The following is a 15,992-nucleotide window of genomic DNA, read 5'->3' as shown; positions in this document are numbered from 1 at the left end:
ATACTTAATTATTTCGCAAGCTCTTCCAATGTCTTTTCCACATGGCCTTTAACACGGATTTTGCGCCACTCTGCCGCCAGTTTTCCCTGTTCATCAATCAGGAAGGTCGAGCGCACAATCCCCATAAATTCCTTGCCGTACAGCTTTTTGAGCTGCCACACACCGAACATTTCACTTACCCGGTGCTCTTCATCCGACAATAGCGGAAACGGCAGGCTGTTCTTCTCTGTGAACTTGCCGTGTGAGGCCAGGCTGTCCGGACTGATCCCCAGCAGGACCGCTCCCCGGGCGGAAATCTCATCATGGGCGTCACGGAATTCGCAGGCCTCCTGGGTACAGGCAGGGGTCATATTTTTGGGATAAAAATAAAGCAGCACCTTACGCCCAAGATACTGGCTCAGGCTGATGTTGCCGCCTGTGGATGCAGGAAGCGTGAAGTCAGGGACCTTCTGTCCGATTTCGATTGGTTTCGTCATATGTATACCACTCCTAATCCGTTGCTTTGTCTTACGATTGTGCTAAACATTTTGGTGAAATATTCCGAAATTGCTTGTATTCCTAAAAGAAATTATAATGTAGAGAATGTGAATGCGAAAGGAAGAACGAAATGCCTCCAAGAAAGAACCGGCACGCAAAAGCCGGCAAGTCAAAAAAGAAACCGCTGCTCTGGACTCTGGCCATTATACTTCTCCTGATTGCCGGCGGCGCCGCTTACTACTTTACCAGTCTTTACACCCAGCTGGACAACCTGCATAAGACCGGAGAGGCTTCACCGTTTGCAGCCGTTCCTACATCTTCAGCTGAAGTTGTGCAGCCTCCTGAATGGGAAGGCACCGAGCCTGTTAACATCCTGCTTATGGGCGTCGATGCACGCGGAGTGAAGAAAGGCGAAGTTCCGCGCTCAGATACCATGCTGGTTGCCTCTCTTGACCCGGTTAAGAAGAAGTTTTATGTGTTTTCCATTCTCCGTGATACCTATGTCGACATTCCCGGCTTTGGCAAGGAGCGCATTAACACAGCAATTACACATGGTCCCGAGGTAGCGATGCAGACCGTAAGCGATCTGCTGGGCATCCCGGTTCAGTATTATGTATATACAGATTTCCAGGGCTTCATAGCGCTGGTTGATGCAGTCGGCGGTGTGGATTATGAGGTCGAGAAGGACATGGTCTACAAGACCATAGCTGACGGACCCGAATATGACATCGATCTCAAAAAAGGCTTCCAGCATCTCGACGGCAGTATGGCGCTGCAATATGTGCGCTTCCGTCATGACGCAACCTCCGATTTCACCCGGACAGAGCGCCAGCGCAGCTTCCTGAAAGCCGTAGCAGACAAGGTAATCAGCACCACCTCCATTATCAAGCTTCCGTCCATCCTGTCCCAGGTTACCCCTTTCATTGATACGAACCTGGACATGAACGATATGTGGAAGCTGGGCTCCGTCGGTTATGACAGCTCCATGGGCGGCAGCGAGCAGATTCCGCCTATGGACCTGCTGACCGAAGAGAGAACCAGCGGCGGCGCTTCGGTCATCGGATTCAAGAGTGAAGAAGAGCTGAAGCAGTTCGTACAGGATGCAATGGCTGAACCGGAGCCTACGGCAACACCGGAGGCATCTCCAGAGAGCAGCCCTTCTGCAACAGCAGAAACCCACTAAGCAGTTCCCACTCGGCCAAAGGACGGGCGGACAGCGGAATTCCCCGTTGTTCGCCCGTTCCCATGCCCAGGGTTACATAAGACACCCCACAACCAGTATGAAAGGATGATTTTAATGAACCGCAGTAATTCAGAGCAATTATACCAGGAAGCCCTCCAGCATATTGTCGGCGGGGTTAACAGCCCGTCCCGTTCCTTCAAGGCTGTCGGCGGCGGCGCCCCTGTATTCATGAAGCGCGCCAACGGCTCCCGTTTCTGGGATGAGGACGGCAACGAATACATTGATTATCTTGCGGCATACGGTCCGATCATTACCGGCCATGCCCATCCGCATATTACCGCAGCAATCACGGAAGCCGCGCAGAACGGCATATTGTACGGAACGCCAACCCAGCTTGAGATCAAGCTGGCCAAGATGCTCAAGGAAGCCATCCCTTCGATGGATAAGGTCCGCTTCGTCAACTCCGGTACCGAAGCCGTAATGACTACTATCCGCGTTGCCCGTGCCTACACCAAACGCAGCAAAATCGTTAAATTCGCCGGCTGCTATCACGGCCACTCCGATCTGGTGCTGGTTGCCGCCGGCTCCGGCCCTTCCACGCTCGGCATTCCGGACAGCGCCGGTGTCCCCGGCAGCATCGCCCAGGAAGTCATCACCGTGCCATTCAATGACCTGGACGGGCTGCGCGAAGCTCTTGAGAAGTGGGGCGAGGATGTTGCTGCTGTTATGGTAGAGCCGATTGTCGGCAATTTCGGTATGGTTATGCCGAAGCCCGGCTTTCTTGAAGGGCTGTGCAAGCTGGCTCACGATAACGGCTCACTCGTCATTTATGACGAGGTTATTACCGCTTTCCGCTTCCATTACGGCTCCACCCAGACCTATGCCGGTCTTGATAATCATGAGGACATCACACCGGACCTGACCGCACTGGGCAAAATCATCGGCGGCGGGCTGCCGATCGGCGCTTACGGCGGCCGCAAGCATGTTATGGAGCAGGTCGCTCCGCTGGGACCGGCCTATCAGGCCGGAACGATGGCCGGCAACCCGGCATCCATCTCGGCAGGGATCGCCTGTCTGGAAGTGCTTAGCGCAGAGGGTGTCTACGATGAAATGGAACGTCTGGCCATCCGCCTGACCGAAGGGCTGCAGGCCTCGGCCGGCCGCCACGGCATCCCGCTGACCATCAACCGCATCCGCGGCGCGTTCTCCACCCATTTCTGCGAGCATCCGATTACGAACTATGACGAAGCACAGGATACGGACAGCGAGCTGTTCGCCAGCTTTTTCCGCCATATGCTGAACCGCGGCATCAACCTCGCCCCGTCTAAATACGAGGCCTGGTTCCTGACTACGGCGCACACGGATGCTGATATTGATGCTACCTTGGAGGCGGCTGAAGCGTCCTTCCAGGCTATGGCGGCAGAGAACAAATAACCTGTCCGTTAATATATCCGGTTCCATGCAAATAACCCGCTGCCGGGGAGGCAGCGGGTTATTTATATGACTATTTCAGGTCATACAGGCTGCGGATTTCCACATCCTGCGGCAGCTTGAACGGATTCTCCTGATTAATCCGGTCATAGAACATAACGCCATCAAGATGATCCATTTCATGCTGGATAATGATGGCCTGGTAGCCTTTGAATTTCAGGGTAACCGGCTTCCCCTCCAGGTCAAAGCCCTTTACCTTCACTGTTTCATAGCGGGGTACAAAGCCGTGCACCGGCCGGTCTACGGACAAGCAGCCTTCACTCTCAGGCAGATAGACCATAGAGACCGAATGGCTGATTATCCGCGGATTGACCCAGGCATGCTCAACGATTCTGCCTTTTTCATCCTTCGAGTACATTACGAACATCCGCTTCTTCAGGCCAATCTGATTCGCAGACAGCCCTACGCCGGAACGCAGCTTATATTTGGCTGACAGCTCGGGGTCCTGACTGTTCTTGAGAAACTGCAGCATGCATGCAAGCGCCTCACGGTCCTCCGCCCCAAGCGGAAGCTCCACCGGCGCAGCTACACTGCGGAGCACGGGATCGCCCTCACGAATAATATCATCCATCGTTATGATATAGTCTGCCTTGAATTTTGTACTAGACAACGCAATTCATCCACCTTTGCTTTTGGCTGGTTAACCACTATCTTAAAGTAATGTTACGGTTATGGATTAATAAATGCCGTGCGCAGCTTGCTGCTGTAGTTCACATCAAAGCCAAGTCCGGTAGCGAGTGCAGCGAGTGGAAGATACGTTTTGTCCTCTTTGCCCACCTTTTGCAGAAATGCCGGGGTATCAATCGCCTGGTTCACTCCGTTAACCTTGATAAACTTGGACCCGATCGTTATGACCACCGTGCGCCCGCCGTATACAATGGTTGCGCTGGACGTTTTGTTGTCCCATTTACCCGTGGCGCCTACCGCATTGAGAATATCCTTCAAGGCCAGGAAGTTCTGGCCATTCTTCAATATAGGCTTATTTGGGGTATTCAGCTCTACGCCTCTTACAACGATCGACATCGGAGCCGCCGCAGCTCCTGCACCTGTCATTGCTATAGCTGAAGGTGTACGGTATTCTCCCCACTCCAGCTCGGCAAATACTCTGGCGATCTTCTCATAGCCCAATTGTGTTGGATGAAAATCGGCTGCGCCTGCACCAATAATATGAGTGAGCGATGCCTCTACTCCGGCAAACCGGGCAGCAACATGAGCTGTAACTACCGGGGCTGCCGACGTATTCAGACTGGCGGTGACGCTATCCGCAGCTGCCGTAAACCGTTCCGCTGCACCCATTAGTGTGGCATAATTGGCGCCGAGGGCGATTTTGGGAGCCGGCTGGTATTGATCCGCAAGCAATATAGTTGCAGCAGGATTGACCGCCCGTATATTCTCCAGTGCTGCCTTTACATTGGTGGTGTATGCCGTCAGCCGCTGCTCCAGCTGGGCCTCGAAATCGGCAGAGGGCAGCTCCTTCACCTTCAGAAACAGGCTGCTTACATCATTGCCGCCGATTGTAATGGTAATCAGATCCGCATCTGCCAGCTCAGTCTTGATCTGCGGTGTCAGCTGCGCAAACTGGCTGATCCGCGGATCGGGCAGGCCTGCCTGAATGCCGTCAGCCGGGATAACGGTGCCGTTCTTGATAGCCCCGGTATAGTTAAGCAAACCTGCCGAGGTCAGACCAAGAATCCCGTAATTGTTCAGAGCGCTTCTGCCGTGATACCAGCCCTGCTCCAGCAGCCGCTCTGCATATCCGTAAGGTTTCGTATTCGGATCCGTCATCCCCGGCTCATAACCGGCTGTGATTGAATCCCCCAACGCCACGATGCGAAAGACATCCTGCCCTGTTCCCTGACTTGCCGCTGTATCAGCAGCATCAGCCTGCTCCGCCCCTGCACCCAGCAGCAGAGTGAACAGAAGCATGCCGCTTGTTCCGGCGGCCCATAGTTTTTTCCATGCCATCAGCATCGTACCCCTCTACATTATTATAATTCCATTCTATCATCTGAACGGCCTGCAGCAAAAGAGCGGGTTCCCGTTAACCGGAAACCCGCTCCATAGCTCTGTTCTGTTATTGCCCGCCTCCGGAACCGGAAGCCGGCTTGCCGTCTTTATCCTGCGGATGATCAATAATGCCGGAACGCTTCAGATATTTGTCGTAACGGTCATCCAGCTCCCTGGCCATTTTGCGGTACCGCAGGGTTTCTTCCACAATCGGGTCATGCGCAGTCTGAATCCGGATTTCGTATTTGGGCGAAATCTGGCGGACCTCCTTGGCTGTACGGTCGCTCTGCTCCATTTCACCTTCCTGCAGCATTTCGCTCAGCATTTCACTCAGCCTGCGCTCCAAATCGTAATCTTCCATCCTTCAGTTGCCTCCTTAAAGCTTGAATCCCGTGGCTTCCGCTTCCTGCAGCGAGGAGACCAGAAATTCATGGATCTTCCCGTTGCTTGCCACAATATGACGTGTACCGATGTCATAAGGATTACCAAGCGTATCGGTTACCCGGCCGCCTGATTCAAGCACCAGCAGCACGCCTGCAGCGCAGTCCCAAGGGCTCAGGCCGACTTCCCAATAACCGTCCACCCGGCCTGCTGCAACATATGCCAGATGCAGAGCAGCCGAGCCTCCGGCACGGACGCCGCGGATCTGCGGCAGAATATGCTGCAGGCCGGCCATATTCGCCGGCTGGGCGAAGGTGCGGTCCGGCGGAAAGCCCATGGCAATCAGGCTGCACCCAGGCTCCGTCTCCTTGGATACCGCGGTTGGGATACCATGCATATAAGCGCCTTTGCCCTTCTCGGCAACGAACATTTCGTCGCGGATCGGATCATAAATAACCCCAACCGACAGCTCCCCGTTAATCGCCAGGGCAATCGATACACAGTAGAAAGGAAAACCGTGCACGAAATTGGTTGTCCCGTCAATCGGATCAACAATCCACAGATATTCATGCTTGCGTCCTTCTTCGAGGGCGGCAGTGACTGCATCTGCACCGGGAGTCACCCCTTCTTCCCCGAGGATGGCATGGTCGGGATAATGGGTCAGGATCAGCCGCCGGATCATCTGCTCCACACCTTTATCAACTTCAGTAACCAGATCCTGTGCCGACGTCTTGCTGCCCAGTTCCTTCACTTGTCCCTGTCTGCTCTTGATCCATTCCCCCGCTTTGGCTGCAGCGTTGATCGCCGCCGCCGTATAACCCTTGCTTGTTACCACATAGGGCTCCCGTTCATTCCGTTTATCAGAATTCAAAGGATTCATCTCTTCACTCCGCTTTCTTGAACTTGATTGCTCTCCCGTGAAACACTGCAAGTTAAGCAAGCACACTCCCTGCCGCTTAAGTTTCATTCAACGTACCCTATTTCAGGGCACTTATCAAGTCTAACCTTGTTTAAGGCTCAACATTGATGCTGGCTCCATTCAGGACGGTAATCCCGTTGCCGGCCTCCGCCAGCTCCTTCATTGCCTCCATCAGGCTGAACAGCGCCCCGTCCTTCAGCTTGGCCTCAATCATTACATCGACAGCAGGCGTATCCGCGGCAATCCGCTTCAGAAAAGCAAGCAGCGGCGCCGGCTCCACCCCGTCGGCATGGCTGCGCGGATCAGACGGGCTGCGCGGGCTGGAGACATGGATCTTCGGCGGGAGCTGCTCTCCAGGTCCTACATCCGTCAGGGCAAGCCTGCTCTTCCACGTACTCAGAATATCCGGCCACATCTCCCACGGCAGCTCGCCCTCGTTGTTCACCCACTGGTGGTGAATATCAAGCACCATGGGCAGGCCAAGCTGGCGGCAGACGGCTAAGGTCTCCGGAGCATTGAAGGTCTTATCGTCATTCTCCAGCGTCATCCGCTCCTGCAGCCTGGAGGGCAGGCCGGCGAAATGCGTTTTGAAGCGCTCTGCCGCTGCAGGCTTGTCCCCGTAGGCTCCGCCGATATGGATGTTGTTCTTGGCCGTTGCCGGAAGCCCGAGGGCATCCAGCATGTCCGTATGGTACTGCAGGTCACGGACGGAGCTGGCCAGCACCTCGGGGCGGGGCGTGCTCAGCACCGTGAAGTGATCCGGGTGAAACGATACCCGGAGTCCGTGCTTAATAATATATTCCCCGACTTCGGCAAACTCCCCGGCGAGCGCCGTAAAGGGGTTCCAGTCCTGCAAGTCGGGATGGGTCGAGAGCGGGATCAGCTTGGAGGTAAGCCGGTACACCTTGATCTCCGAGCCGACGTTATGCTTCAGGAGGCGCAGTGTGTTATGCAGGTTCATCCTGGCGATCTGCTCCAGGCGCCGCAGGCCGGCCTCCCGGTCATCCAGCTTGTTAAAGCTGGCCATAGTCATGGTCTTGGAGGGTGAGCAGTCTTTGATGACAGTCGACATGGCCACATAACCGAAACGGACAATCATTTTTCTTCCCCGAAGAACATCTCATAGGCGAGCGCAGTCTGCACCCGTGATTCTTCCTCATTCAGCCTGCGCACCAGATCCATCTCTACTGCGGTAACCTCATTGCCCTGAAAATTGATCTCGGCGATCGAGGCGGAAATCTTCACGATTGCCACAGCCACATTCTCAGGCGTGTAGGCGATCACCTTCTGGCCGGTCGGGTAGACGCGGAAGCCCTGCTTGACCATCTTGGTACGCCCGTACTCCAGCAGTTCGTATAGCTCCTGCTCATTCTTGAACTTGCAGACTGAATTGAATTCCGATAGAAATCCCATTGCTATTCGATTCTCCTTCCCGGCCGGATTGCCTCCGCCGCTTCGCTTAATATTAATTATTCATTATCGTATTTAAGGCCTTGTCTGAACTGATACCGTTCCAGCGCCAGCTCAACCATACGGTCCAGGAGCGTCTGGTAAGACACGCCCGTCTCCCGCCACAGCAGCGGATACATGCTGAAAGGGGTGAAGCCCGGCATTGTATTCACTTCATTAATCAGAATTTTGCCGTCGGACTTCCGCAGGAAGAAGTCTGCCCGGGTAATGCCGCTCCCCTCAATGGCCCGGAAAGCCTGCAGCGCCGCTTCACGCAGACGGTCGGCCACTTCCGGATCAAGCGGGGCGGGAATCAGCATCTGCGACTTGCCGTCGATGTACTTGGCCGCATAGTCATAATATTCACCGGAAGAGACGATTTCACCCGGAACCGATGCCTCAGGCTCTTCATTACCCAGTACGGCTACTTCAACCTCACGGGCATCCACAAATTCCTCGATAATAACCTTCGTATCATACCGGAGAGCGAATTCAACAGCCTTGATCAGGCTCTCTTTATCCGATGCTTTGGAAATACCTACGCTTGAACCCAGATTGGCCGGTTTGACAAAGACCGGGTAACCCAGTTTATCCTCTACTCCGACAATCAGCTCATGGCCTTTCCGTTTCCATGCAGAGGCGCTGAAATAACAGTATTTGCACTGGTCAAGTCCCGCTTCACCAAACAGCTTCTTCATTACAACCTTATCCATCCCAGCTGCGGAAGCCAAAACTCCTGCTCCGATGTACGGAATATTAGCCATTTCGAACAGCCCCTGAATGGTGCCGTCCTCCCCGTTGGTTCCATGCAGCAGCGGGAACATGACATCGACTATGCTCTCTTCCCCGTTCAGCCCGCTGAAAACCGTGTTCAGCGCCATGCCCATGTCTCCCGCCGGTCCTTCCAGCTTCAGCTCCTCAATCCTGCTGTATGGGGCACCTAGCGTCTCCCCGACCTTCCACAGCCCCTGCTTGGAAATGTAAAATGGAATAATTTCATATTTATCGTAGTCAAAAGCGTTCATGACTGCAAAAGCCGTCTGCAGCGATACCTCATGCTCTCCGGATTTGCCCCCGTACACCAGTCCTACGGTACACTTTGTGTTCCCCATGCCCTAACCTCTTTCTGAATTATAAGTAGTCATTAATATGAAAAAAACGGTAGGCTGTTCTGTCGGTCCATGCATAGGAATCACGGTAATCCCAATAGCGGTGGCGGCTTGAGACCGTCCGGGCATTCACCAGCGGCATGCCTTCCGCATCAAAAGCGGTAACAATCGTACTGTGCTGGTAATGACCATTGCCGTCCCAGTCATACTGGATGACGTCACCCAGGCTAAGCTGCTCCGGACGGTCCACGGCTTCTGCACGGAGTCCGCTGCTGCGCTGTGCGCTCAAATACCGTTCCAGACTGTCCGACACAGCCCAGCTGAAGCTCCACCATTCCTGGGTTCCGTTGTAGCCTTTGTACCACCAGCCCGTTTCTCTTTTACCAGTATAGTTGATCGGTGCTCCCCCTGCAAAGAGACATTGGGAGACATAATTGGTGCAGTCCACCTCAAAAATTTCAAACTCCGGATTGCCGTCCTTCCACCACCGGTCAGCATAAGCTACCGCATCCTCCCGGCGGTACCTCACCTCTCTGGCCCCGGGAGTACCGCGCAGAATCTTGCGGTTAAGCAGCGGCTGCGACGGCTGCGGCTCCCGCAGCACCTCACCCCATTTGGACAGCCGGACCACAGGTTCCGCCTCAGCTGCCCTCCGCAGGGAATTGCGCTCAGGCACGCTTCGCTCAATGTTCACGATCTCCCAGCTGCTTCCTGTGCGCACAAAGGTCAGCCGTTCAGATTCAATTTTATCCTCGCGGTGGGTAATTCCGCCCTTTTCATAATAAAGTGCACTGTGCAGAGCCACATCGGCTACAAGCTCACCGGGGTTCTGCCGCACAGTCCGCAGCGTCCGCACCCCGGTCTCGCCGCGAAGCGGCGTAATGCTGCGCCGTTCATACCACTGCGCAATGCGGCGCGAACGCTCACCCTGCATTTTGTGGAAACGGGCATCCTTTACGGTGCCCTGAACCTGCGCATATCCCGGAGCGACCCTACCTTTATTCAACAGATCCACATAAGCGTACAGACTTTTTTTCCATTCGTGCTCCATTTCATACCCGCCTCTCCCTATTTGGCTGCTGTCCTATGTATATGAACGAAAAGGAGCCGCTATACAGGCGGAAACAGGCGGGAGCGGGGAAAATGGTCCGCCAGACAGGCAGCTTACCCTCGCGCTATCACAGGCCGTTTGCAATGTCAGGCGAAATCCCGTTATAGTGTACAAAAAACATATGCGGCAACACCGGAAAACCAGCTGCAGCCCATACAAAACCGGGCAGAAATAACAGCAAAAAAAACTTTACTCTCATCTATGTAACCGTTATACTTTAAATATAAGCAATTTGAAATGGAGTTTCACCAGATGAAACAAGGAGGCGCATATATGCCAAGCAAGGACCATTTTTCGCTGTCCAAGAGCCTGGAATCAGGCGGCAAAACTTACCGTTACTTCGATCTGAATTCCCTCGAACAACAAGGTGTAGGCGACATTTCCTCCCTGCCCTTTTCTATCAAAGTGCTGCTGGAGGCTGCTGTCCGCCAATATGACGGGCGTGCCATCACTGAAGAGCATGTGAAGCAGCTGGCCGGCTGGTCCGGCGGCATCGACCGCAACAAGGAAATTCCGTTTATTCCGGCACGCATCGTGCTGCAGGATTTCACCGGCGTACCGGTCGTAGTCGACCTTGCAGCCATGCGCGATACCGTCAAGAAAGCTGGCGGAGACCCTAAGAAGATCAATCCGCTGGTTCCTGTAGATCTTGTTATTGACCATTCCGTCATGGTTGATGCATTCGGCACAGCCGATGCGCTTGATTATAATATGAACGTTGAATTTGAACGGAATGAAGAGCGTTACCGCTTCCTGCGCTGGGCGCAGACCGCATTCAACAATTTCCGTGCCGTTCCTCCGGCAACCGGAATTGTGCATCAGGTCAATCTGGAGTATCTCGCTTCCGTAGCAGCTACCAAGACCGTTGACGGTGAAACCGTAGTCTATCCGGATTCCCTTGTCGGAACCGACTCCCACACAACCATGATCAACGGCCTCGGCGTCGTCGGCTGGGGTGTCGGCGGGATTGAGGCTGAGGCGGGGATGCTGGGACAGCCGCTGTATTTTGTCACACCTGAGGTTGTAGGCTTCAAGCTTACCGGCAGCCTGGTGGAAGGTGCTACTGCAACCGACCTGGCGCTGACTGTTACCCAGATGCTGCGCAAGAAGGGCGTTGTCGGCAAATTCGTAGAATTCTACGGCCCGGGTCTGGCTAACATCAGCCTCGCTGACCGTGCTACTGTCGCTAATATGGCTCCCGAATATGGGGCAACCATCGGCTTCTTCCCTGTAGACGACGAAACGCTGGCCTATCTGCGCAGCACCGGCCGTCCGGATGAGCTGGTTGAGCTGGTCGGGGATTACTATAAAGCCCAAGGCATGTTCCGTACTGCCGATACACCTGATCCGCAGTTCAGCGATGTCATCGAGCTTGATCTGGCGTCTGTTGTTCCGTCCCTGGCCGGACCTAAACGTCCGCAGGACCGTGTAGAGCTGTCGCACATGAAAGAGAATTTCGAAGGCATCATCCGTACGCCTGTCGATAAAGGCGGCTACGGCCTCAGCGATGAGAAGATCGCCGAAGTGGTTGAAGTGCAGCACAAGAACGGAACCACCAGCAAGATGGGTACAGGAGCCGTGGTTATTGCCGCAATTACCAGCTGTACGAACACCTCCAACCCAAGCGTTATGCTCGGTGCGGGGCTGCTCGCCAAGAAGGCTGTAGAGCGGGGACTGACCAAACCGGGTTATGTAAAAAGCAGCTTGACCCCGGGCTCCCTCGTTGTTACCGAATACCTGGAGAAGGCCGATCTGCTGAAGCCGCTGGAAGCGCTGGGCTTCTATCTGGCCGGATACGGCTGCGCAACCTGTATCGGCAACTCCGGCCCGCTGCCGGATGAAGTCAGCCAGGCCATCACTGACAATGATATGACAGTAGCCGCTGTTATATCCGGTAACCGTAACTTTGAAGGCCGCGTGCACGCCCAGGTCAAAGCCAACTATCTGGCTTCACCTCCGCTCGTTGTGGCTTATGCCCTGGCGGGTACGGTTAATATCGATCTGCAGACAGAGCCGCTTGGCTATGATCCGCAGGGCGAGCCTGTCTTCCTGAAAGACATCTGGCCGACATCTGCCGAGATCCGTGAGGCGATCGGATTATCGCTCAGTCCGGAAATGTTCCGCCGTAAATATGAGAATGTGTTCACCGCCAATGAGCGCTGGAACGCAATTCCTGTACCGGAAGGCGAGCTGTATGAGTGGGATGACAACTCCACCTACATCCAGAATCCGCCGTTCTTCGAGAATCTGGCAGACGGTATCGGCGATATCAAGGATATTAACAATGCGCGCGTTCTGGCATTGCTGGGCGATTCCGTCACTACTGACCACATCTCGCCGGCCGGCAATATCTCTACATCAGGTCCTGCCGGGGAATACCTGCGCAGCCACGGTGTGGAACGCGCTGACTTCAACTCCTACGGCTCGCGCCGCGGGAACCATGAAGTGATGATGCGCGGTACGTTCGCCAACATCCGTATCCGCAACGCAGTTGCTCCGGGCACAGAGGGCGGCGTGACTACCTTCCTCCCGAGCGAAGAAGTCATGTCCATCTACGATGCTTCCATGCTGTACCAGTCGGCCGGCCAGAATCTGGTCGTTATTGCCGGCAAAGAATACGGCACAGGCAGCTCGCGTGACTGGGCAGCCAAAGGCACACTGCTGCTGGGCGTCAAAGCGGTTATTGCCGAGAGCTTCGAGCGGATTCACCGCAGCAACCTGGTCGGCATGGGCGTACTGCCGCTGCAGTTCCAAGAAGGCCACGGCTGGAGCAGCATGGGGCTGACCGGACGCGAGACCTTCAATATCACCGGCCTCGACAACTATGTGCTTCCGGGGCAGGAGCTGACTGTTACAGCTACCCGTGAAGACGGCACACAGTTCGAGTTCCCGGTTATTGCCCGCCTGGACAGCACTGTGGATATCGACTACTACCGCAATGGCGGTATTCTGCAGACGGTACTCCGCCAGATGCTGGCTGATGCTACCGCTTCGGAAACTGCTCTGCCTGTAGAATAATCAGCTTGAATAATCCGGCCCGCCGGCCGGACCAAATAAAACAGCCCCCCTGCTTCATCTGGAAGCAGCGGGGGCTGTTTATTTATCGACCTGTCAGATTTCAATCCGTTCCGAATTCAGGATCCGTTTATAGATAAGGGCAATGATCTGCGAGCGGTCAGTCACATTCATTTTATTGAAAATCCGGCTCAGATGGTTTTTGACGGTATGCTCACTGATGAACAGGGCGCTGGCAATCTCTTTGTTCGTTTTGCCGTGCACAATCAGCTCCAGCACCTCTTCCTCGCGCGGGGATATGCCCCATTCCTCCTTGGAAAGCGTAAGCGCCGCACTGTCCAGCAGCCTCGACCCGTTTACAACCCGTTTCTTGGGCCGGGAATCGATGCGGCTTCGCAGAAACTGCTGGAACGAGGATAGCGGTTCATCCTCAACTGCATCTGTCGCATCAGGCTCCAGAACGAACCGGGACGGATCAATCCACTTGTGCGGCTGGCCGGCAAGCTGCTCGCGGTCCGCCTGTCCGCTTATGTGCCGCAGAACAAGCAGAAGCAGCTCAGCCGTTAACGGCATTACCTGCTTATCTTTCGCCGGATGCTGTAGAGGAAGCCGGCCCACCAGCTCAATCAGCTCAATCTCCCTGTGGAAGAAACCATACTCGCTCAAAAGATTGCTGCGGAACGGGGCAAGCAGACACGCGCGCCTCAGCAATTCAGCCTCAGCTTCCGGGCGCCCCATATAGCGTGACAAATCACGGGCCAGCTCCGAAGCATCAAGAGAAAGATAGTACAGCTGTGCATTGTTATTCTGGAGAAATTCGCGGAAATTAGTAAGAAACACTTCAGACTGTCTGGAGTATCTGCTGTCCCTTTCGATCAGGCGGATAGCCGCGCCGGCCATCGCCGCAATGGTTTCCAGCTGGATCATCCACTGTTCAGCCTCACCGCGCTGCCTGAATCCGGCAGAGAGGACTCCTTTGAATTCATTTCCGGACAGCAATGGACATTCGAGCAAAATCTGTTTTGCCTCAGCCTCGCGGATTATCGCCGATGACAGGAACGCTTGAGGAGTATAACGGGCCTCCAGATCACTTACATAGTCCTCTCCGGATTCCGGTGCCCAGCCCCTCGCATAGTATGTATGAGCGGCATGCTCCCCGGTCTGGAAATGCACCAGTACCGAAGACACCAGGACGGGCAGACCCGTCACCACATCAAGCAGCAGCGTCCCCAGCTCCTGGAGCGACCCGGCATGCTGCAGCTGTGCTGCCGCTTCCTTTAGACGCAGGGCCCCTTCCATGCCCAGCTGTGTCTGACACAGCAGCTTGCACATGATGCTGCCGAGCGCTGCGTTGCTCTTCCTGAGCTCTGCGATCCGTTCCCGGCCAAGTTCCGGCAGTTCACCAAGGCCGGCCCGCAGCTGTTCATATGCAGGATGCTCCCGCATCCGGTCGTCGAATATCGCCAGTACCCGCTCCCGTGTGCCCTGCTCCATATAAAACCCTGACCACAAATAATACACCTGTCCGCAGCCCGCTGCCAGCGGGGTAACTACAACATTCAGCCCCGGAACCCATTCCATAACGGCGGGATCGCTCAATCCCTCCAGCTGCTGCAGCATCTGTTCATTAGTCCGGAATGAATCCTGCAGGGAAGCCAGCATTTCTCTGTAATGCCCGCAGGCGGCTGCCGGACGGGTAATCAGGCCTCCCTCCTGATCGGTGAGCATTATTGCCTGATCCATTGCAGCTGCGAACATATCCTGCAGCTGCTGCATTTCTTCCATCAAAGAATCGGGTACTCCTGTGTTCATAGAATCACCCCATGCCCGGAATTATCAAAGAACTTATAAATACGCAATACTATCGCCACTTCCTACTTTCTATATAGCTTTTTATCATAGTTCATTTTGGGCGGAGATACAATTTTTCATTTTCTATTTATGATCAGGCCGGCATGCTGTTGCCCCTGTTGCCATTTCACTCCGGTTTTGCCTTAGCTTTACTGTTTATTTAACCAAATTAACCGCTTTCATAACGGCAATCCGGGATCAGAGCCGATTCCCGGCTATCCGATCATTAAGCCCATTTCGGCAGCATTTTCTGCCAGAATGACCGCATATTCCTCCAGCGTCTCCCGCGACAGCCGGCTGACCGGTCCCGAAAGGGACAGTGCCGCGACCACCTTGCCGCTGCGGCCTATAATTGGCACCGCTACTGCAGCCGCCCCGGGCTCCCGCTCTTCAAAGCTGGTCGCATACCCGCGTCGGGTGATCTCCCTGAGCTGCTCCAGATAGAGGCTGCGGTCGACGCTCTCCGGCCAGGCAGGGTCCGCCAGCAGGCGCACCTGGACCTCCGATGGGGCGTAGGCGGCAAGGACCTTGCTGGAGGCGCCTACAGACAGCGGCAGCCGGGCTCCAATCTGCGCCACACGGCGGATAGCCTGATGGCTCTGGACAGCCTGGATACGCACACGCTCGAGGTCATCGCGCAGATAGAGGCTGACTGTCTCACCGAGCCGGTCACGCAGCCGCTCCATCGCCGGAAGCAGCAGCACCGCAGGCTCATCAAGCGTCGGCAGGTGGGTGGACAGTTCCCAGATCCGGATGCCAAGCCTATATTTATCCGTCGCTTCATTGCGCAGCAGGAACCCTTTTTCCTCAAGTGTTGTCAGCAGCCGGTGCACTGTACTCTTGTGCAGGCTGATTTTCCCGGCTATTTCCGTCAGGCTTAAATCGCTCTCCTGGGTAAAGCAAAGTAATATATCCAGCGCCCTTTCAACAGCGCGAACAGTCAGTTTCCGGTCCTCCACGGTCTTCTCCCCTTACCTGTTTCATTAAATGAAACCCGGT

General features: G+C 55.0%; 13 protein-coding genes and 1 pseudogene. 3 read left to right on the top strand and 11 right to left on the bottom strand.

The genetic code is table 11. The features are described 5' to 3' along the window. Positions 1 to 8 precede the first annotated feature (8 nt). Entirely contained in the window at positions 9 to 476 is a 468-nt protein-coding gene (gene bcp, locus AWJ19_RS09605; RefSeq protein WP_068723259.1) for a thioredoxin-dependent thiol peroxidase, read from the bottom strand. A gap of 131 nt (positions 477 to 607) precedes the next feature. On the opposite strand from bcp, the gene AWJ19_RS09600 reads away from it, so the two are divergent. Then, positions 608 to 1,660 (top strand): LCP family protein, encoded by a 1,053-nt coding sequence (locus AWJ19_RS09600; protein WP_068723257.1) that lies wholly within the window; start codon positions 608 to 610, stop codon positions 1,658 to 1,660. A 114-nt stretch (positions 1,661 to 1,774) separates the two neighbouring features. Next, positions 1,775 to 3,094 carry a glutamate-1-semialdehyde 2,1-aminomutase gene (locus AWJ19_RS09595; RefSeq protein WP_068723254.1) on the top strand — a complete coding sequence of 440 codons (1,320 nt, stop codon included), beginning with the start codon at positions 1,775 to 1,777 and terminating at the stop codon, positions 3,092 to 3,094. A gap of 70 nt (positions 3,095 to 3,164) precedes the next feature. Here the strand turns inward: AWJ19_RS09595 and def are convergent, their stop codons facing one another. From def to AWJ19_RS09555, 8 genes are all read right to left on the bottom strand, one after another. Further along, positions 3,165 to 3,722, bottom strand: coding sequence for a peptide deformylase (def, locus tag AWJ19_RS09590; protein WP_068723281.1), 558 nt, complete (start codon positions 3,720 to 3,722; stop codon positions 3,165 to 3,167). A 98-nt stretch (positions 3,723 to 3,820) separates the two neighbouring features. Further along, positions 3,821 to 5,116: a stalk domain-containing protein gene (locus AWJ19_RS09585; protein ID WP_241781669.1), complete on the bottom strand. Its 1,296-nt coding sequence runs from the start codon at positions 5,114 to 5,116 to the stop codon at positions 3,821 to 3,823. A 109-nt stretch (positions 5,117 to 5,225) separates the two neighbouring features. Next, positions 5,226 to 5,519: a hypothetical protein gene (locus AWJ19_RS09580; protein WP_068723251.1), complete on the bottom strand. Its 294-nt coding sequence runs from the start codon at positions 5,517 to 5,519 to the stop codon at positions 5,226 to 5,228. Positions 5,520 to 5,534: 15 nt separating this feature from the next. Further along, positions 5,535 to 6,419, bottom strand: coding sequence for an inositol monophosphatase family protein (locus AWJ19_RS09575; RefSeq protein WP_068723249.1), 885 nt, complete (start codon positions 6,417 to 6,419; stop codon positions 5,535 to 5,537). A 130-nt stretch (positions 6,420 to 6,549) separates the two neighbouring features. After that, positions 6,550 to 7,557 (bottom strand): UV DNA damage repair endonuclease UvsE, encoded by a 1,008-nt coding sequence (gene uvsE / locus AWJ19_RS09570; RefSeq protein ID WP_068723244.1) that lies wholly within the window; start codon positions 7,555 to 7,557, stop codon positions 6,550 to 6,552. Next, the gene (locus AWJ19_RS09565) at positions 7,554 to 7,871 is read right to left on the bottom strand and encodes a hypothetical protein (RefSeq protein WP_039869572.1); all 318 of its coding nucleotides are present in this window, start codon (positions 7,869 to 7,871) and stop codon (positions 7,554 to 7,556) included. The genes uvsE and AWJ19_RS09565 overlap by 4 nt, the downstream gene beginning before the upstream one ends. 56 nt (positions 7,872 to 7,927) lie before the next feature. Beyond that, positions 7,928 to 9,019 carry a D-alanine--D-alanine ligase gene (locus AWJ19_RS09560; RefSeq protein WP_068723242.1) on the bottom strand — a complete coding sequence of 364 codons (1,092 nt, stop codon included), beginning with the start codon at positions 9,017 to 9,019 and terminating at the stop codon, positions 7,928 to 7,930. A 19-nt stretch (positions 9,020 to 9,038) separates the two neighbouring features. Continuing rightward, positions 9,039 to 10,067 carry an amidase domain-containing protein gene (locus tag AWJ19_RS09555; protein WP_068723239.1) on the bottom strand — a complete coding sequence of 343 codons (1,029 nt, stop codon included), beginning with the start codon at positions 10,065 to 10,067 and terminating at the stop codon, positions 9,039 to 9,041. Positions 10,068 to 10,400: 333 nt separating this feature from the next. Here AWJ19_RS09555 and acnA point away from each other — a divergent pair, with 333 nt between their 5' ends. Next, a complete protein-coding gene (acnA, locus tag AWJ19_RS09550; RefSeq protein WP_068723237.1) occupies positions 10,401 to 13,145 on the top strand; it encodes an aconitate hydratase AcnA in 2,745 nt (914 codons plus the stop codon). A 93-nt stretch (positions 13,146 to 13,238) separates the two neighbouring features. Here the strand turns inward: acnA and AWJ19_RS37255 are convergent. Together AWJ19_RS37255 and AWJ19_RS09540 are read right to left on the bottom strand one after the other, a co-directional pair. After that, positions 13,239 to 13,442: pseudogene (locus tag AWJ19_RS37255) on the bottom strand (helix-turn-helix transcriptional regulator); the annotation flags it as partial. A 1,766-nt stretch (positions 13,443 to 15,208) separates the two neighbouring features. Next, entirely contained in the window at positions 15,209 to 15,952 is a 744-nt protein-coding gene (locus AWJ19_RS09540; protein ID WP_068723233.1) for an IclR family transcriptional regulator, read from the bottom strand. Positions 15,953 to 15,992 lie beyond the last annotated feature (40 nt).

Source organism: Paenibacillus sp. DMB5 (assembly GCF_001517085.1).
Classification (GTDB): Bacteria; Bacillota; Bacilli; order Paenibacillales; family Paenibacillaceae; genus Paenibacillus_AQ.
The sequence above is the reverse complement of the archived record's forward strand: the minus strand, read 5'-3'. Positions and strand labels throughout refer to the sequence as shown.